At 58.1% G+C, this 18,304-nt stretch carries 19 protein-coding genes and 1 pseudogene; 4 read left to right on the forward strand and 16 right to left on the reverse strand.

Annotated elements, in window-relative coordinates; translation table 11 throughout:
• The 16 genes and pseudogenes from M3436_12265 to M3436_12340 all read right to left on the reverse strand — a co-directional run.
• Positions 1 to 1,250: FAD-dependent oxidoreductase (locus M3436_12265; GenBank protein ID MDQ3564875.1), on the reverse strand; the 1,250-nt coding region annotated here is incomplete at its 3' end.
• Entirely contained in the window at positions 1,243 to 1,467 is a 225-nt protein-coding gene (locus M3436_12270) for a hypothetical protein (protein MDQ3564876.1), read from the reverse strand. The genes M3436_12265 and M3436_12270, both read right to left, overlap by 8 nt.
• Before the next feature lie 214 nt (positions 1,468 to 1,681).
• Positions 1,682 to 2,725: a Fic family protein gene (locus tag M3436_12275; GenBank protein MDQ3564877.1), complete on the reverse strand. Its 1,044-nt coding sequence runs from the start codon at positions 2,723 to 2,725 to the stop codon at positions 1,682 to 1,684.
• Between the two features lie 858 nt (positions 2,726 to 3,583).
• On the reverse strand, positions 3,584 to 3,874 hold the full coding sequence (gene cas2 / locus M3436_12280) for a CRISPR-associated endonuclease Cas2 (protein ID MDQ3564878.1): 291 nt from the start codon (positions 3,872 to 3,874) through the stop codon (positions 3,584 to 3,586).
• Positions 3,875 to 3,884: 10 nt separating this feature from the next.
• Positions 3,885 to 4,919, reverse strand: coding sequence for a type I-C CRISPR-associated endonuclease Cas1c (cas1c, locus tag M3436_12285; GenBank protein MDQ3564879.1), 1,035 nt, complete (start codon positions 4,917 to 4,919; stop codon positions 3,885 to 3,887).
• Between the two features lie 22 nt (positions 4,920 to 4,941).
• On the reverse strand, positions 4,942 to 5,148 hold the full coding sequence (locus M3436_12290) for a 2-oxoisovalerate dehydrogenase (protein MDQ3564880.1): 207 nt from the start codon (positions 5,146 to 5,148) through the stop codon (positions 4,942 to 4,944).
• 21 nt (positions 5,149 to 5,169) lie between these two features.
• A complete protein-coding gene (cas4, locus tag M3436_12295) occupies positions 5,170 to 5,838 on the reverse strand; it encodes a CRISPR-associated protein Cas4 (protein MDQ3564881.1) in 669 nt (222 codons plus the stop codon).
• Positions 5,839 to 6,179: 341 nt separating this feature from the next.
• The gene (locus M3436_12300; protein MDQ3564882.1) at positions 6,180 to 6,434 is read right to left on the reverse strand and encodes a DUF433 domain-containing protein; all 255 of its coding nucleotides are present in this window, start codon (positions 6,432 to 6,434) and stop codon (positions 6,180 to 6,182) included.
• Between the two features lie 19 nt (positions 6,435 to 6,453).
• Positions 6,454 to 6,666 carry a hypothetical protein gene (locus M3436_12305; GenBank protein ID MDQ3564883.1) on the reverse strand — a complete coding sequence of 71 codons (213 nt, stop codon included), beginning with the start codon at positions 6,664 to 6,666 and terminating at the stop codon, positions 6,454 to 6,456.
• A gap of 260 nt (positions 6,667 to 6,926) precedes the next feature.
• The gene (locus M3436_12310) at positions 6,927 to 7,289 is read right to left on the reverse strand and encodes a clan AA aspartic protease (protein ID MDQ3564884.1); all 363 of its coding nucleotides are present in this window, start codon (positions 7,287 to 7,289) and stop codon (positions 6,927 to 6,929) included.
• 62 nt (positions 7,290 to 7,351) lie between these two features.
• Positions 7,352 to 7,561 (reverse strand): hypothetical protein, encoded by a 210-nt coding sequence (locus M3436_12315; protein ID MDQ3564885.1) that lies wholly within the window; start codon positions 7,559 to 7,561, stop codon positions 7,352 to 7,354.
• Entirely contained in the window at positions 7,555 to 8,358 is an 804-nt protein-coding gene (gene cas7c / locus M3436_12320; protein ID MDQ3564886.1) for a type I-C CRISPR-associated protein Cas7/Csd2, read from the reverse strand. The genes M3436_12315 and cas7c overlap by 7 nt, the downstream gene beginning before the upstream one ends.
• A 42-nt stretch (positions 8,359 to 8,400) precedes the next feature.
• Positions 8,401 to 9,999: a type I-C CRISPR-associated protein Cas8c/Csd1 gene (gene cas8c, locus M3436_12325; protein MDQ3564887.1), complete on the reverse strand. Its 1,599-nt coding sequence runs from the start codon at positions 9,997 to 9,999 to the stop codon at positions 8,401 to 8,403.
• 99 nt (positions 10,000 to 10,098) lie between these two features.
• Positions 10,099 to 10,783: pseudogene (gene cas5c / locus M3436_12330) on the reverse strand (type I-C CRISPR-associated protein Cas5c).
• A 13-nt stretch (positions 10,784 to 10,796) separates the two neighbouring features.
• Complete coding sequence (cas3, locus tag M3436_12335) at positions 10,797 to 12,644, reverse strand: CRISPR-associated helicase Cas3' (protein MDQ3564888.1); 1,848 nt, start codon at positions 12,642 to 12,644, stop codon at positions 10,797 to 10,799.
• Between the two features lie 83 nt (positions 12,645 to 12,727).
• The gene (locus M3436_12340; protein ID MDQ3564889.1) at positions 12,728 to 13,108 is read right to left on the reverse strand and encodes a CRISPR-associated endonuclease Cas3''; all 381 of its coding nucleotides are present in this window, start codon (positions 13,106 to 13,108) and stop codon (positions 12,728 to 12,730) included.
• A gap of 380 nt (positions 13,109 to 13,488) precedes the next feature.
• Here M3436_12340 and M3436_12345 point away from each other — a divergent pair, with 380 nt between their 5' ends.
• The 4 genes from M3436_12345 to M3436_12360 all read left to right on the forward strand — a co-directional run.
• Positions 13,489 to 15,663: an ATP-dependent RecD-like DNA helicase gene (locus M3436_12345; protein MDQ3564890.1), complete on the forward strand. Its 2,175-nt coding sequence runs from the start codon at positions 13,489 to 13,491 to the stop codon at positions 15,661 to 15,663.
• An 18-nt stretch (positions 15,664 to 15,681) separates the two neighbouring features.
• A complete protein-coding gene (locus M3436_12350) occupies positions 15,682 to 16,524 on the forward strand; it encodes a DUF547 domain-containing protein (protein ID MDQ3564891.1) in 843 nt (280 codons plus the stop codon).
• Between the two features lie 94 nt (positions 16,525 to 16,618).
• Positions 16,619 to 18,037 carry a radical SAM protein gene (locus tag M3436_12355; protein MDQ3564892.1) on the forward strand — a complete coding sequence of 473 codons (1,419 nt, stop codon included), beginning with the start codon at positions 16,619 to 16,621 and terminating at the stop codon, positions 18,035 to 18,037.
• A 20-nt stretch (positions 18,038 to 18,057) separates the two neighbouring features.
• Positions 18,058 to 18,304 (forward strand): hypothetical protein (locus M3436_12360; protein MDQ3564893.1); only part of this gene is annotated, 247 nt, incomplete at its 3' end.

The raw sequence follows: 18,304 nt of genomic DNA on the forward strand, positions 1-18,304 counted from the left end.
CCTCGGCCAGATCGTAAGTATAGGTTTCGGTTTCCATGTCCCGCGCGGCGCAAGCAGCCGCATCCATCCCCACATGGGCAATCTCGGGCGTGGTGTAGGTGCACCAGGGGACGAGGAGCGAGCGCGTGGTGGCGTAGCCCAAACCCAAAGGGATGAGGAAAAAGCGCGTTTTGGATCACAATTTGCGCCAAAGCATCGGCCACGTGGGTAAATTTGTACGCGGAGCAGACATCACCGGCGGCGTAAATCGAAGGATTCGTGGTCCGCAAACGATCATCCACGCGCACGCCGGCCGTGGTATCGAAATCGACCCCGGCCGCTTCCAAGCCCAGGCCCTCGACGTTTGGGGCTCGGCCTACGCCCACGAGGACTTCATCGACACACAATTCCTGCCGCCGGCCTTGTGTTTCATAGCCTAGAATCTTTCCGCGTTCAGCGCGGCTCACCTGGCTTATGTCGGCGTTCAATGCGAACTTTACTCCCTCGCTTTCCATCCGCTGCTGCACGACGCGGGCCGCGTCCGGATCGTCCCGCACGAGGATACGCTCGGCGCGTTCTAGCACCCAGACCTCGCTCCCGAAGCGAGCGAAGGTCTGCGCCAGTTCGCAGCCGATCGGCCCGGCCCCGACGACCGCTAACCGGCGCGGTAGCGCCGTCACATCGAAGACCGTTTCATTGGTGAGATAGCCGGCTTCCATGAGACCGGGGATCGGCGGCGCCGCCGCGCGCGTACCCGTGCAGACCGCTGCTTTTCTGAAGTTCAGCGTCTGGTCCCCAACCGCGATCCGGTCCCCTGCGGTGAAGCGCCCTTCGCCCAAGTAAACATCGACCCCGAGGCGGGTGTAACGTTCAACCGAATCGTTGTTGCTGATGCGTGCGCGCAGCCGCCGCATGCGCGCCATGGCCGCGGGGAAGTCGTAGCCGACCTCGCCCGTAATCCGCAATCCGAACTCCTCCGCGTTGCGCAGCCCGGACGATGCTCGCGCGGCGCGAATCAAGGCCTTGGAAGGGACGCAGCCCGCGTTAAGGCAATCACCGCCCATTAGCGCTTTTTCGACCAGCGCCACCTTCGCGCCCAGCCCCGCCGCCACCACCGCCGTCACGAGCCCGGCCGTTCCCGCCCCGATGACGGCCAGGTTGTACGCTCCGGAAGGCTGTGGATTAATCCAGTTACTCGGGCGGACGTTCGCGGCCAGCTCGCGGTTGTACGCATCATCGGGAAGGAGCCCGTCGCGGCGCGCGTTATTCACGCTTGATGCTCTCGAATCGCAGCCGGCGGTAGCGCACCGGCGCCAGCGCCAGCGCCAGCGCCAGCAAGCCCAGCAGTGTGAACGCCAGCAGTACTCCCGGTGTCGCGATATCGGCCATCGAATTCAGGCCGCGTAATGATGAAAAAACGGCGACGGCGGCAGCGAGAACCACCGCCAGGATACACTTGCCCACGGGCAGAGACAGCGATGGGTCCACGGCGCGCTCCTCGTTTTATCTCGAATCTATCGACATTCTCCGGGACAAAGTCTAACACGGAGGGGAGCACGCGCGCTCGATGTCTGCCGAAGCGGCTGTGTCACGCTGGGTGGCAAGGCCAGGGCAGAGAGGTTGCCGCCGGAACAACGCCAAAGAATAGCTAGCAAGGCTGCGCAAGCGCAGTGGGGAAATCAAAGTCCGGGTAATACGAGTTTTATCTTTTACCCTTTGCAACCTGAATTAAATCTAAGTCGATCATCTGGACAAGATCGCGGTGCTGTGTGCGAGTTGTTAGTTTGCTATATAGCCCCTTGTACCATGGCTGAGATTGAAGTTTATTCAGATCATAGTCGACCGCCAACAGGTTATTTAGAATCGCGAGTTGCCGCATATTGATCGTTTTACTTTGGAACATGTTATTGACTTGGACCTGATAAAGTAACCCGCTTACCATCGTATTAACACGATTGTGTAGTTTGTTAATGACTTCACGCATCCCTCCTAAGAAGAACTCTACAAATGCTGTATTCGGATACGTTTCATGCTTTTCTGCAGCCTTACGGGCAACATTAAACAGGGTGAAATATTCATCAATATACTCCAAGTAATACCGAGACATTGCAAAGGGAGTATATTTGAAACCGGAACACTTGAGCACCAAAGCTTCTAGCACCCTCCCAACCCGACCGTTTCCATCCCAGAAGGGATGTATCCTCTCAAAATAATAATGAACTAAAGGCGCCCTAATTAAGGGGTTTAATACACGAATCTCGTCGCTATTAATCCAATCTAAAAACCCCTTTACTAGAAGCTGTATATCATCCAAGCATTTTGGCGCCACATAGACGCCGCCGTGTTCCTCATCACCAACTCTTATTAAGTCTCCCTTCTCATTATCGCGATACTGTCCGGGTACATTGCGAGGATGGATTAGGCCGTCAGTAATCGTTGCATGGAGATCAGTGATCATAAATTCCTTTAAGTGAATCGCGCCTGCTCCGTCTGTGACCACAGTTTTAGCAAAGTTTTCGGCTATACCATAAGCATCACGAATGTTCGTAACCTGTCGTTCTTTTTCTTCCTTTACCTCCGCTTTTTCTTCAAGGTCAAGGAGTGCAGCGGTCTCCGCTTGAGAGAGCGTACCGCCTTCGATCGTATTTGTTCCAAAGATGCTAGAAACAATGACTTCCTTGTCAAGTCGAGTAGCGATGTCCGGCAAGACGGGAACACTGCAGAACCGCTCTTGAGCGTCATTCACTCGATCTAGTAATGATCGGATAGTGTCAACGTTAACCCCGACGTTAAAGACGAAGTATCCAGACCGGTGCGTCTGTACCCGTTGTTCTAAATACGTGGCTTCTTTTATGTCACCGTTTATGTCATACTTTGTGTCCACTTTATTACATGCTATTACAATAAACTATTAAATATATGGTCTGTATAAAGGATCGTCGTGGCGCCTATTATGTCATAGATATTTACGACGCTCTCTAGTCAAAAACATTGGCAATGCATAAGGGCGGAAAAGGGAATGGCGTCGTCCATGAGCCTTTAGACGTTGTTAGAAAGCTTCCCGGGTCGTATCGCATCCTGACGCTGTAACGTGGTACTGGCGATGAACGCGATAACCAGACCTTGTAGATTAAAGGGCGAAGCGGCGCCGCAAGCCGTGGTTACGGTACCGAAGGCCCGCGAGCAGCAGCTTGAGCGGATCTTCGATGGAGAACGCGCATATCCGGGGCGACAAGCAATTGAGCTGTGCGTTATCGCTCAGTTTGCCCTTATCGGCGCTCCTCGGCCACCCGTTTGATTGAGAGCAAACTCCCGCGGCGCAGCTTCCGCGCCCGCTCAAATGAACGGGCGATACGGCCGGGCTTTGGTTTATCAATCGCTATCTAGAAAGTTTCAATCCGCGCCCGCTCAAATGAACGGGCGATACTGCCCGCGCGCAACCTCCGGTGTATAAACAGTAATTCCGGCAGTGCGCGCGAACCTGCCGAATAGTCTTGAACATCCTTGCCTCTGAGCGATACACATGCTGATTTTAGCATTTCCAATCACTCGCTTGCGCTCGGCGCGAACCTTTCAGCCAAACAGCCGCCACTTGAGGTTCGCGCTAAACCACAAGCGGTCCGTCGAAGTCCACGGCTTTGAAGTGCCCGAACTCCTTAATATGTTCTTGCAAAGGCTCATTGAGACGATAAAAACGGAGATTGTCCTCCGCGAAATCAATTTCATCGAGAAGCCGCTGTTCCATAACCGCGTAGTTCGCCGCATCTACCTTACATTCAAAAACGGATTTCTGGACGCGCTGCCCGTAATCCTGACATACCCTGGCTACGCGGCGCAGCCGCCGCCGTCCTTCCGCCGTTTCCGTGGACACATCGTAGGCGACTAATATCAACACGACGACAAGCTCAACGATGCAGGTACGGCACGTAGGCAGGCGCGTCGCGCCGCAGATAGCGCGCGAGCATGCGTGCCTGCACGTGCGGCAAAAGACCGATCGATAGCTGCTGGCCAAGTACGGGGTGGACGAGGGCTTCCTGCTTGCGTTCCTGGTAAGCGCCGATGACAAGCTTGCGGCCCTCGTCGTTCAGAAGGACGGCGCCCCCAGGACGCTTATCGAAGTGCTTGATCTGGATCTGCCCTCGGTTGATCAATGTCAACGCGAGCCGATCGGCGATCACCGAGCGAAACTCTTCCAAGATATCCAGGGCGAGCGCCATGCGTCCCGGCCGAACGGCATGCAGAAACCCGAGCTGCGGATCAAGTCCCACGCCCTCCACGGCGCTGCGGCAATCGTTGAGAAGGACCGCGTAGAGGAACGACAGCAGCGCATTCATGGGATCGAGTGGCGGACGGCGCGTGCGTGCCTCGAACGCGAATTCGTCACGGATGCGGTCGCGCATCAGGTAGCGGAACGACTGGAAATAGATCCGGGCCGAGTTGCGTTCCTCGCCGCGCAACGCATCAAGATCAGATGCGTGCGGGAGCTTGCGCAAATGCCCCGCGATGAGCCGCGCATTCTGCACGAGGGCGGCCTTGTCGCCTTCGTTTTCGCTGTCACGCGCGCCCCTCAGCAAAGTGGTGCGGCTGTTGCGGAGCTTCCCAGCCAGGAAACCGCGCACCAACTCCAGCGTTTTCTCCGCATCGTCGGCGGTCCGGTACTGCGCTAGGCGCAGCAGTATATTACCGTTGACCGGGCCCTCGACGCGCGCCTGGAAGCGCCCGCCGCGTTGCAACCACACGACGCTGCGCCCGTCCGCCATGCAACGGCCGAGCAGCGCCGGGCTCAACATCACATCGCCGAAGCAGACGATCCCACCCAGGTGGTGCATCGACACTTGCAGCCGCTTTTCTTTCTCCACCATCACACACACGGTCTCCCCTTCGAGCCGCAGGTAGGCCTCGGGTGTCGTTACATACAGCGTATTCAGAAGCAAGGTCATGCGGTTCCTCGCGGAGGCAGTCTCATACCGCGATCACTTCCTCATATGTGAAGTGCAACCGGATGAAGCGTGGCGCTTGCTCGCCCTCGAAATGACAGCGTACTGCATCCCGGACCTGCAGATGCAGACTCTCTAAATCGTCTGCTTCCGTGAAGATGGATGCGTCCAAAGCGCGCGCCGTGAATCCCCCCTCCGGAGCCTGCTCGACCAAGAAAAATATCTCGCTCATTTCGGCCTCCCGCATAATGTATTACTTAACCGCCAAGTATAGAGTGGCATACGGAGTTCCGTCACAGGGCTTCGTCTTCGGCTCGAAAAGATGGGCCTTGATTCCCATGATCTCGCATGCTGCCCGCGCGAGATCCGGCTGACAGATCTCGCGCAATGAACACTCCCCGCAACGCCTGGGATCCTCGGTGATAGGTGGCAGCTCTCTCTTCGAGAGCAACACTCTTACCGCAGCCACCGTGATCTCCACCTCGCGCCGCAACGCTTCGTTCATGATCACTTCCCGCCGCCGGCGTGACTGCTGGTGATAGATGGCACCTTTTGTTATGGCTCGCTCGAGCATCTCCTCAAGGCAAAGCGCCTGCGCCGCGAGCTGCAAATCATCGTTGATCCAGCGGCGGCGCTTACCGTGCTTGTACTCGACGGGGTAGACCGTTCCGTCCGGATGAAACTCCACGGCGTCACAGCGGCCGGACAGGCCCAGCCGGCGGCCCCACACCGGCAGAGCATACTCGACCCGCACGCCCGCGCTCACCTCGTGTCGCTGCCGGTCCACGCGCTCGTGCTCGTGCGTGCCGCGCAGCGTGTGCACGTTGTCCTCGAACTCACCTTCGGCGTGGATGAGATAACAACGGCGCGGGCAGTAGGCGTACTGGTTGAGGGCGGAGATGGGGATTGGATCGTCCACCATTGTCCACGCTTAAGGCAGTGGTCGCCGACGCACCGTTTGCTCGCCGACGACGACGAAATACCCCTCGGCACTCGCCGGATCGGCAATCAAATCGAGCAGGATGGCTGCCGGACGTACTGGCGGGTACGGTTCCTGGCGCAGGTATGATTGCCGGAGGCGGAATCAACTGCCGGGAAAACACCAGTTCTCCATAATCGCGGTCAAAGGTCACCAGCCAGCGTGCCTGTTCTCGGGCCATCGCCAACACGGTCTCATCCGATGCAGCCGGCATCGTTTCGATAATCGCCACCACGTCTACCCCACGTTCGCGCAGTACCCGCAAGGCGGGTATAGGAAAATTCTCATTGACCAGCAAGCGCACCGTCATGCCGTCGCCTTGTGGATGGCGATGTATTCATCAGCATCTCGACCGCAAACGCCAGCGCCGCAAGGATGTCCTCGCGGGTGAGGTGTGGGTAGGAAGCCAGAATGTCATCGAAGGTCCAGCCATTGGCCAGCCAGCCGAGGATTAGCTCCACGGATATCCGCGTACCCTTGATGGTCGGCTTGCCGATCAGGATATCGGGATTGGAAACGATGCGGTCGCGCCAGTTCACATTCGTGCCGAGAATCGGATTACCGCTCATAAAGTTCTTCGCGGGAATAACGCAGCAGGCTGACGTCGGCTTGGAATTGATCGACGAAGGCGTCGATCTGCTTTCGCCGGGTTTCTGTGTCATCTGAAAGATGCTTGGGAATGAGCACGACCTCGACGGGCTGATTCAAGAAGGCGTCAGGAATTTCCACCGTGAGCTGGCGGCTCGTGGGAGGAATGGTTTGTGACCACATCGGTTGACTTCTTCAGTTACGTCTCGACTAAGTTACTCCGATTAGCATTCCAAACCCAGACTTCGACGGTGTTGGGTATGCCCTCATGACGAATCATCACATTGTAACCTTGAAACCGACGTGGAGCCGTCACGCCTTCGAGTTTGGCAAGATCAATCAGGTTGCCGTCTTCCGAATCTTGCGCTAATGTCGAGCACCCCCGTGCGCCGGGTCAAGGGCATCGCTCGTCGCTTTCGTGACTAAGGGTTAGCCAGAGAGCATCACTTCAAGGGTTTGGCCGCCATCCGCTTGAGGGCGCCCGACACTGGATCCATTTTGATGCCGGTGTTCTCCAAGGCTACCGTCCCCAAAATAGGTTCGCAATCCTTGGGGCCGAAGATGATCTGCGCGACGGTTTCGCTGCTCATAAAGCTGATGCGGGCAAAACCGAAGGGATATTCCACGACTTCGCCGTTCGCGAGGTCGTAAACATCACGCCCCTCGATCTCGATGCCGGCCGCTTCCAATGACGAAGCCGGTGCCAAGCAATCGATCGCGCGCGTATCAACCACAAATTCCGCCTGGTACGGAGGCTTGTCCTTTCGTAAATTTGTGACGCTCACCGTGACACGCATGATGTTCATGGCGTTTTCTCTTGGAGGTCAGATGACAATGGAGCCAGATACGATGGACTTTCAAAAGGTGGTTAATCGTGCTTAACGAGCCTGCCTTGGGAGTCATCCCACACCCAAAGCTCCACGCCAGCCGGTAGCCGGTCGCGGGTTACGCGCACTCCGTAGTGAGAGATTTTTCGCGGGCTAGTGACGCCATCCTTTTTCATTTCGTCTTCGTTCTTGTGTATGTCGATCACCTTGCCGAGATCGAGCAAGGCTTGAGCTGGTGCACAGCCTAACATCGCCTGACGCTTACGCTGTTCCAGGTCCGAGTCGGGCCGACGTGCTTGAAGACGTATAGCCCACGGCAGGCCATCATGCCCTTGCTGGCCGAGCGGTCGTGATCGTACATATTGGCGAGGGCTTGCCAGAACAAATCGAGATCGGCATCGCCAAAACCGGTGCCTTGGGCCAGATTGGCGCTGACGAAACCTTTGGCGGCATAGAGGCCGTAAGGGATCAGGTTCTTGCGGCCCATAGTGCGGAGTTCGTCCTCGGGTTGTTTCGCTTCCCACTCTACATGCTCCTGATAGCTTGCATCGCTCTTGATTTCCTTCGTCGTTGGCGTCTTCGCCATTCTGGTAATCCCAATATCAAGGGGCAAAACAGGATCGATTGAACGGGCGAAAGAAAACTGCACAGGGCCGCGAACCTGCCCGGCGTTTGCCCCGGTGCTCATTACCGCACCAAAGGTTCTCACATCGTAAAAGGTTTGACACATCCATTTTCTTGCTTCGCCAGCCTGACGCTTGGTTGCTTTTCCTTCCTTTGGAACAGCACCGTTTGTTTTTTCATGCGCCAATGCGATGGGTTTGTTTAGATTTGTCGAGTGCTCCACAAAAATAGCATTGGGATCCTGATTCCCACGCGCAAGCTGCACGTAATTGCGCACCCGCCGTTTCAATGCGACATCGGACACCAGCCCGCGCATATCCTCCGGGTCGATACGCGGGGCGTTGCCGGCATCCGGGTCACCGTTGGGGTTGCCGTTTTCACAGTCAGATAGAAAAAGAAATTCATAGCGGTTAGAAATGGACATTACAATGTCTCCTTGTTTTGTGGCCGTTGATTAGTCTTGGTCTTAGGTCGTGACTTCCCCATTGGCATTGTTGCTCTTGCCCGCGTTGAGAGCAGCCAATTGCTGGTAATACCCTAGAGCAAAGAGACTTTGTTCTTCTAAGGCGAGGGTTCTAGGCACACTGTCCCGAATGCAGCTCATGACTTCTGCGAGCTGGTTTTCGTACCAATAGGCGAGTCCCCCTTCCAGTTTGTTCAAATGGTTTTTAGCGTTGGCGGTGAGCCGCCCCAGGATCAAACCGGGCGTTTGGCTGGCAGCGGTGTAATACCGTTGCACCACGCCCGCGCCGACGTCGCCGAGCGCGGCCCGTTGCAAACGGGCTAATACAGCCAACAGCCTACCGCAGTGGTAAGCCGGATGAGGGTGTTCAGGGTTGAGGTAGGGGTGCATGGCAGTGTCTCCTTGGCGAATTAGATAAGCCTTTATGAGTCCCATGCGGGCATGGGACGCGGGTTGGTCGTTAATCACATCGATGCGGGCGCGCAAGGTCGCTTGCGCCAGCGCTGCCCCTGGAATGACGCCACCGGTGACCGCGCCACGCCAAAGTTGCTGCAACCAGGGGGAAGGCAGGTCCTTGAGGTCCCGCACCAAGCTACCGGCCACGGCCAGAAACTTGGGTGGCGCTGCCAGTCCCTTGCCATCGCGCGGCACGATAGCCAAGTCTCTGAACCAGCTTTCCACGTTGGCGGTCAGCGCCTCGAACGTGCCTTGCATCAACTCGCGCACCATGACCCGCCCGGCCTGCCCGGACAGCAGCAAAGCGACATAGCGGTTATTGGACAAATCCGCGCGTTTGCCTGTGCGGATCGCGATAAGTAGTTCGTGTGCTTTGAGTTCGGCACTGGCGGCGGTCTGTTCAGGCGGCTCTTTGAGCCAGCCCAGAGGGTCGTCTTCGACGGCCACGCTTTCCGTGTACCAGTAGTCCGCCAAGGTCTTGCCGAGCTTGGTGCCTTTTTCGGCAATGAGTCGATTCAAGGTCTCGGTGTAGGCCGTCGCGGTCTCTTCCGACATCGCGGCGTTCGCGGATTGTTCTAGACCGTAGGATTGAAACGCCTGCTTGTCGAATCCGACCATGATGTCGCCCGTTCCCAGGCCGCCGACGCCGGCCAACCCCTTAATCTTGGGGTGAGTGGTGGCGGGTTCTATGACATCACCGGTCACTAGGCAACGCATTTTCACTGAGTTGGTTTTCGGTGCGCGCAGGCTCAATCGAAAATTCCGCCACCATTCTCGCCATTCATCCCGTTCTAACGGATTGATAGCGTCAACAATCACCGTGGCGCTCTCCGTTGGCTTGGCCTTGAGCCGCGTCAATTCAGCTCGGATGGCCTCCAGTGCATCGGTGTCAGTCAGGAGGGTGGAGGCTGCGCTCAGATACGGTGGCTCTGTCGCCGCGCTGCCAAGCAGGTTCACAAAGTAATCATGCTTGGCGGCAAACTTCTCGCGGTCCTTTTCGTCGGTTTTGCTGTCTAGATATAGCGCCACCGTGTCCAATCGTTCCGCCAGGAAATGCGCTCTAGGCTCGCCGCCGCCGACCAGTTCAGGTTGTGATAGATTCGGGCAGCTGTCGAACGTTCGGCCTTTCCTTTCACCCAGCGGCACCACCCCGGTGAACCGCCCGTCGCCGGTGCATGTGATGGCCCATTCACGGTCTTGCGGGCAAAGCCGGGCTCGGATTCACCGGCTTGCTTCAATACCAGATTAAGCATGGCTCATCTCCTCGCCGCCTTTTTTCACGGCTGGGGCTGCATACGCCGGCACCTCCATCACACCTTTGAAGACCTGCGCATGAAACACGCTGATATTGGGCTTGGAGTCGCTTTCATTTGCTCGGCTTAAATCGAATACATCGTAGAGCATCCAGCCCAAGTCCAAATCTAGCCCAATCGGCTCGGCCTCCGGCTTGCGCGCGGCGCTCGAATTGGGCGTCCAAGGCGCGGGACCCTTGCGCCTCTCCACGCAAGCATAGGTGCGCATACAACCGGTAACGCACGTCCTTGAGCGCCATCGTCTGGCGCTGGGTACGACCCTTCTGATCATCACCTTTCTTACCGCCCTCCTTCAGGAAAAAATCTGAATTGGCATCAGCCCAAATCGGTTCAATAGGCTTTTTCCCCTCAGACCATTTCAAGATGGTACTTTCATTGGGCGCCTTGTCCTTGACCTCATTGCGCCTCAACGCGATGTACTTGGGCGGATTCAAAATCTCCACCCGCTCGATCTGCCAGTAAAATCCATAGCACTTTTTCCAGTAGATCGTATCGAAAATGCCGCGCGCGGCGGATGGCGTGATGACCGGATAGCTGAAGCGTTCCACCTTCATCTCCGGGCGAGTAAAGCAGGCGAAGTCGCCCCAGACTTCGAGACAATGCGTTTTGCCGTGCATAGAAATTCCTCCCTCAAGCAATCCAAACATTGAGTTCGCCCGGCGGGTTCAAGCCGAGCGAGCCGTGGTAATGTTCTTTCATCGCATAGATAAACCAGTCCTCTTGGGTGTCCCGCCGCCCGCGCCTGAACTGCTGGACCGGCAGCAGCCTGTCCCAGATCGGGTCATCTTGTTTGGGGCGAAACCAACTTACCGTCAGCGGGCGCGCTTGCTTAATCCAATCACGAGTCAAGCCGTATTTATCCGCCCACTCGCAGAGCCTTTGATACTCGTCCACACAGGGATCATGGGGGACCAAAATATTGATGGTGTCTTGCTCGATCAGTCGATATCCCCTGGCGATCTCTGGAAAGGCCCCGGCTTTCACATAGTCCAGCAACGCCTGGGTTTTCGGATGCTGTCCGATCCTGGCAATTCCGTAGAGTTCCTGGTAATAGGCCGTGATGAACTCGGGGTCATCCCGCACCATGCGCTCCTTGCCATGGCGTTTGAGCAGCATCTTGGTGACTTGCGCCGCCTGTTCGTAACCTCCGCCGGGCGGGTAGCGCTCCTCTTCCGGCAGAAACACGCACACCTTACCCAGTTCCGTTCGTTTTCCTTCCCGGTTGCAACGCCCAGCCGCTTGGATGATGGCGTCAAGCGGCGCATAGGCGCGCCACACCACGGGGAAATCTACATCCACGCCCGCCTCGATACACTGAGTGGCGATGAGCCGGACAGGTTTTTGATCCTTGAGCCGCTGTCGCGCGGTCATCAAGACCTCACGGCGATGGGCCGGGCATAGATTGGTGGAGAGGACAAGGGCATCCCCTTCTTGCAGCAGTTCCCACAACGCCTTGGCGTGCCTCTTAAGGTTGACGATGCACAGAGATTGGCAGTGCTGGCGTAGTTGCTCGACGATTGTTTGCCAGGACATGGTTTGCTCAGGCTCGCCCCAACTTACCTCAACCCGTCGCAGCGGAGTAAATAACTTGGCCGGCTCCGGGACGATCTCGCGGGGTTGCCAACCACCAGCGCAATGTTGTTTTACCGTTTCATGGAGATGAGTAAAGGCGGGTTGCGTAGCCGTTGAAAACACCACACTGGAGCTATGAGCCTGGGCCAGATGGGAAAGCGCGGCCAAGGTCGGTATGGCGAGGCTGGTGAGCAAGGTCTGTACCTCGTCGAACAGGATGACCGAACGCGCCAGACGGTGCAGTTTCCGACAGGCGGAGGGCCGGTTGGAAAACAGCGATTCCAGCATCTGCACGCTGGTCGTGACGACTAATGGCGCATCCCAGTTTTCCGCAAGCAATCGGCGTCGGCGCTCGGGATCTTCGGTGTTATTGCCTTCGTTGTCGCGTTGATTCTCTTTTGGTTCAGCACCGCCCCCGGCCAGCGAGTGATGTTCCAACACATACTCGTTGCCAAAATGAGGTGCAAAAATGTCTCGGTAAATCTGGGCAGTCTGCTCGATGATGGACAGATACGGGATCACCACGACCACTCGTCGCAGGCCATGCTTCTTGGCATGAGCCAGGGCAAAGGCAAGCATGGCGAGCGTCTTGCCGCTGCCAGTGGGGGCGGTGAGGGTGAAGAGGCCCGTCGGCAATTCTGCTGCATCAAGACACGCTTCATGCAAGGCCGCTCGCACGTCGGCTACCCGGTGGTCTGCCTGGGTCTTTGCCTGGAGCCGTTCGATGTGGGAAAGAAGAAGCGCCAACGCGCGCTCAGGTTGCAGTTCAAGTCCCGGTTTCCGGTAGCGCTTACCGGTATTGTCACCCTCGAAATGTGCCTCGGTGTCCAGAAAATCCGCGTCCACCAGCGCCGAGAACAGTAGGCGAATGTCCAGCATGCGGTCAATGCGGCTGCACAAATCCATTCCACAGATCGTGCCTTGTGGTTGATGAGCCGATATCCCATCCGCGGCAAGCCGGTTCTTCAATTCGTCCAGACTGTTGCTGCTTAGGGACAACTGCAACGGATGATTCTGCTTAAGCTTTTGCAGGTCGAAACCTCTACACCCGTCTTTGCTGAGATATTGCAGACCGATGTGGTGCCCTGTATCGCCAGGCCCGCGGCCACTGCTTTATATTCCATCAGCGCGAACCAGGCACCTTGCGACCAGTGATCGAGCCCTTTATCTTCGCCGCGCAGCCGTGCCTGGAAGCGGTCTCCATACTTCCCGAGGTCGTGTAGAAGGCCGGCCAGGGCGGCTTCTTCCGAACCTGGGAACCCCCTTAGAAACGCTTGGGCGAGCTTCGACACGCAGGCCAAGTGATCCTTCAGGCCGTGCGTATGGCCCGCCGCGTTAGCGCTGTGTGCGAGATACCGCGAGGTCGTCATCCGTGCATGCTTATGTCTTCATCGTCAAGCAAGCTTCGAGTTTATCCTTTTTCTCATGTATCGCTGCACGTATTATCAGCTTTTATGATGATTCTGGCCAGCTAATGGGTACTTCTACAGATTGCGAAGGATAACTTCTCCCGTCGGGAGAAGATGCGGATGGGAGATAAAAATCATAGCATTTCATCCCCTCTCCCTAACCCTCTCCCGGAGGGAGAGGGTATTTTTTGAAGTGCCCTAATGCGGAACCGGTGCGTGAGGCGCGGCAGTGTGCCGGTCTTCCCGCGGGGGTTTTTTCGCGGGTTAACTTTGTTTACCCGCCCCACGAGGTTATGTTGTAAAAGTGCAAAGGACAATCAACACCAGGTATCATCCGCCGAATGCAGACCGAAAGTTCGCAGAGCAGCGAGCGTCTATCGGGAACTATCGAGCGAGTGACCTTCCATAGTCCCGAGAGCGGCTTCTGCGTCCTGCGCGTGACCGTCCGGGGGCAGCGGGATCTGGTGACGGTCGTGGGCAGCGCCGCGGCGGTCCATCCGGGGGAGTTTCTCGAAAGCACGGGCCATTGGATCAACGACGCCACCTACGGCCGGCAGTTTCGCGCCGCGGAGCTGCGAATCGTTCCTCCGAGCACGCTCGAAGGCATCGAGAAATACCTCGCTTCGGGCATGATCCGGGGCATCGGCCCGCACTTCGCCAAGGTGCTCATCGAAGCGCTCGGTGAGCGGGTGTTCGAGGTGTTCGAGCGCGATCCCGAGCGGCTTAGAAAATTGCCCGGCATTGGTCCCAAGCGGCAAGAGCGGATCCTCGGCGCGTGGGCCGAGCAGAAGGCGGTACGCGAAATCATGGTGTTCTTGCGATCCTATGGGATCGGTACCAGCCGCGCCGTACGGATTTACAGGACGTACGGGGAGGCCGCTGTCGAGCGCGTGCGCGAGAACCCCTATCGGCTGGCGCTCGACATTCACGGCATCGGCTTCAAGAGCGCCGATGTTTTAGCGCAAAAGATCGGGATCCCCTCCGACTCGCAAATGCGGGCCCAGGCCGGTGTCCGTCATGTCCTTCAGGAACAAGCGGGCGCGGGGCATTGCGCCATGCCGCGCGAAACCTTGGCGGATGCCGCGGTCACGCTGCTCGAGATCCCGCGACCCGTCATACAAGCTGCGGTGGATGACGAGATCCGGGAAGGGAATCTCATTGCGGAACCGATCGACACCGTGGACGCGGTTTATCTGGGCGCGTTGCATGATGCGGAAACGGGGGTTGCCGCTCATCTGCGGCGCTTGCTCCAAGGGCCGCCGGCCTGGAAACGGATCGATGCGGAGAAAGCCTTTCCCTGGGTCGAAGAGCGCTCGCGGATCACCTTCTCGGCGTCCCAACGCGCGGCGTTCGCGACAATAATGAATAGCAAAGTCTCCGTGCTCACCGGCGGCCCCGGTTGCGGTAAAACGACGCTGGTCAAAAGCGTGTTGCTCGCGCTGCGTGCTAAAAGCGTGCGCTTCCTGCTTTGCGCCCCGACCGGCCGGGCGGCGCAGCGGCTGGCGGAATCCACCGGTTATGACGCCCGCACGATCCATCGGTTGCTGGAGTTCGATCCGAAGTTCCGTGGCTTCAAGCGCAACGCCGAGCACCGGCTCGATGCGGATCTCCTGGTGGTGGATGAGGTCTCGATGGTGGACGTGGTTTTGATGCATCAGCTTCTGAAGGCGGCGCCTCACGCATGCGCGCTGCTCTTGGTCGGCGACGTCCACCAACTCCCTTCGGTCGGTCCCGGGGCGGTGCTGGCCGATATCATCGCATCACGGCGCGTTGCGACCGTGGAGCTTACCGAGATCTTCCGTCAAGCCGCGCGATCGCGGATCATCGTCAACGCCCACCGCATCCACCAAGGGCGGCTGCCCGAATACCCGCCCGCGGGCGAGCCGAGCGATTTCTATTTTCTCCCCGCCTCATCGCCCGAGGCGATCCACGACAAGCTCATCGAGTCCGTGGCCGAACGCATTCCTAAGCGCTTCGGCTTGGATCCGATCCGCGATCTCCAAGTCCTCACTCCCATGAACCGCGGCACGCTCGGCACCCGCGCCTTGAACTCCGCGCTCCAGGCCCGGCTCAATGCCACGGGCGCGCCCGCCGTCGAACGCTTCGGCTCACGCTTCACGCCGGGGGATAAGATCATTCAAATGGTGAACAACTACGATAAGGAGGTTTTCAACGGCGATATCGGACGGATCACCCATATCGATCTCGACGAGGGCGTGCTCAGCGCCGGTTTCAGTGGTCGAGAGATCGAGTACGACTTCGGGGAGCTGGACGAGATCGTTCTTGCCTATGCGTGCTCGATCCACAAGAGCCAAGGCTCGGAGTTCCCGGCGGTGGTCGTGCCCCTGGCCACCCAGCACTACCCGATGCTCGAGCGCAATCTCTTGTATACTGCCGTAACGCGCGGTAAGCGCCTGGTGGTGGTCATCGGCCAACCGCAAGCCCTCGCCATTGCCGTAAACACCGTCAAGGCGGCCCGGCGGCTCACCGGCCTCGCGCAACGCCTGTCCCGTTGAGGCGTATCCAGTACGTCGATGAAGCGACTCGTTGCTATCTTGGCTTATACCCTACTGCCGCTAGGCTACGCCGCCGGCGGGAGTTTCGATCATAGGCACGGCGCGTGGACCGAATTGTTACGCCAGCACGTCGTCTTGATCGACGGCGGCAGCGGCTCTCAGGTGCGCTATGCCGAGTTCAAAAACAAACGTACCGAGCTGAAAGCGTATTTGGATACGCTGTCCTCCGTGACGCTACCGGAATTCGAACATTGGAGCAAAGCGCAACAACTCGCGTTTCTGCTCAATGCTTACAACGCCTTCACCGTCGAATTGATCCTCACGCGTTATCCAGATCTCGAGTCGATCCGGGATTTCGGACGGTTTATCGACAACCCGTGGAAAAAGCGCTTCTTCAAGCTGCTGGGCCAAGAGCAGCATTTGGACGGCATCGAACACGGCGTCATTCGCGCCCCGGGCGTCTATGACGAACCTCGCATCCACACGGCGGTTAACTGCGCGTCTATCGGCTGCCCGATGCTGCGCGAGGAAGCCTACGTCGCCGATCGCTTGGCCGTACAGCTCGAGGAGCAAGTCGTGCGGTTTCTCTCGGACCGCTCGCGCAATCGCTATGATGGCGCGACCCATACCCTGGAAGTGTCCGAGATCTTCGACTGGTACCGTGAAGATTTCTCAAGCGGTTTCCAAGGGATCCGGTCCCGAGAACAGTTTTTCGCCAAGTACGCGGAGCTGCTGACCGATGATCCCGGCGGACAAACCCTGATTCGGAGCCAACAGGCAAAGATCCGCTTTGTCGATTATGATTGGGCCTTGAACGATGTCAGAGGTTACCGCGGAGATGAACACACGGTGGCGAAATGATCGTTCGGCTCTCGCGGAGCCTACGAGCTTTGAGCCTCGCAAGAGGCCGCCGGCGGGCCCGCTCTGTTCCGCTGAGGGTCTTGAAGTCAACTACTTGACTTCCGAAGAGATTCACGCATGGCCGCCCTACACGAGCCTGCCGGAGCCCGCCCAGCGTCGGGAAGCCCTGCGCGGGCGCCTGCTGGACATCGGCTGCTGGACGCCCGAGCAGATCGCCGGCAAGCGCTGGAACATCGGCTGCGTGGCGCTCGAAATCACTCAGCGCTGTAATCTCGACTGCACGCTGTGCTATCTCTCGGACACCTCGGAGGCGGTCAAGGATGTACCCCTCCAGGAAGTCTTTCGCCGCATCGAGATGATTTATCAACGCTACGGAGAAAATACGGACGTACAGGTGACGGGCGGCGATCCGACGCTCAGGAACCGGGCCGAGCTCATCCAGATCGTGCAGCGGATCACCCGATACGGCATGCGGGCTTCGCTCTTCACGAACGGCATCCGTGCCACCCGCGCGCTGCTCGCGGCGCTCTGCGAGGCGGGACTCACCGATGTCGCCTTCCACGTCGATTTGACGCAGCAAAGGAAGGGTTATGGCTCCGAAGTTGAGCTCAACGCAGTTCGAGAGCAATACATCGAACGCGCGCGGGGCTTACCGCTTTCGGTGTTTTTTAACACCAGCGTCTTCGAAGGCAATTTTCATGAGATCCCAGCCCTAGTGCGCTTCTTTCGCAGGCACGCCGATGTGGTACGGATGGCCTCGTTTCAGCCGCAAGCCGATACCGGCCGCGGCGTGCTGAGAGCGCGCGGCGCCGGGATCACCTCGAACACCGTGGTCGATCAGATCAACCAAGGCGCTGGCACCGATCTGCGCTTTGATACCTTCATGGTCGGGCACCCGCGCTGCAACCGCTACGCGATGGCCTTCGAAATCAACGGCAATCTCTACGCGTTCTTCGACGCCCCGGCCTTTATCGTGCCTCTCATGAATCAGACCGCGCAGGTACGGTTCGATCGCAGAGATCGCCGGGCCGCTGTCCATGCCGCGATCAAGGCCTTTGCGCTGAGCCCCGGACTTTGGCGGCAAGGAATACGCTGGCTAAGCCGGACGTTATGGGCCGCCAGAGCGGATCTCTGGGCCGCCCGCGGCCGCATCAATAAACTGTCGTTTTTCATCCATGACTTCATGGATGCTTGCCGGCTCGAGCGTGAACGCGTGCACGGATGCGTTTTCATGGTGGCCTCGGCCGACGGCCCCATCTCGATGTGTCTGCACAACGCCAAACGGGACGCCTACATCCTCCGGCCCTTAAAGCTGGCAACCGCGGAAGGCGAACGGCTGTGGGATCCCTTGACCGGCGTGACCACGGCCGGCGAAGCCGTTAAAGGCTCGTTGCAGGGCCGAGACATCGCTCCGCGAAATCTCCCCCGCAAATATCTCAGAGGCAGGCAGCGGCAGGCTATCCTGGGCGACACTGTTAAACCGGACAGCGTGTCGGACCAACGCAGTGCCTGAACACCTCAAGGACCATGCAAGTGACAACTCAACGCCCCTGGGTTGCGGTCCTCTTAGTGCAAATTACCCTCTCGGGTTGCGCGTCGCTGGTCAAGCTACCGGAGTTAATCGATGATGTTGAGGGCGAATTGCCGATCCAGACATACGCACGGGTGCTGCACAACTACGTCAATGATCGCGGCGAAGTGAATTTTCCAGCACTGCGGCGCGATCGAGCGGACATCGAGCGTTACCTAGTGTATATCGCCCGTACCCCCGCAAGCGCGA

The organism is Pseudomonadota bacterium (genome assembly GCA_030859565.1).
Taxonomy (GTDB): Bacteria; Pseudomonadota; Gammaproteobacteria; order JACCXJ01; family JACCXJ01; genus USCg-Taylor.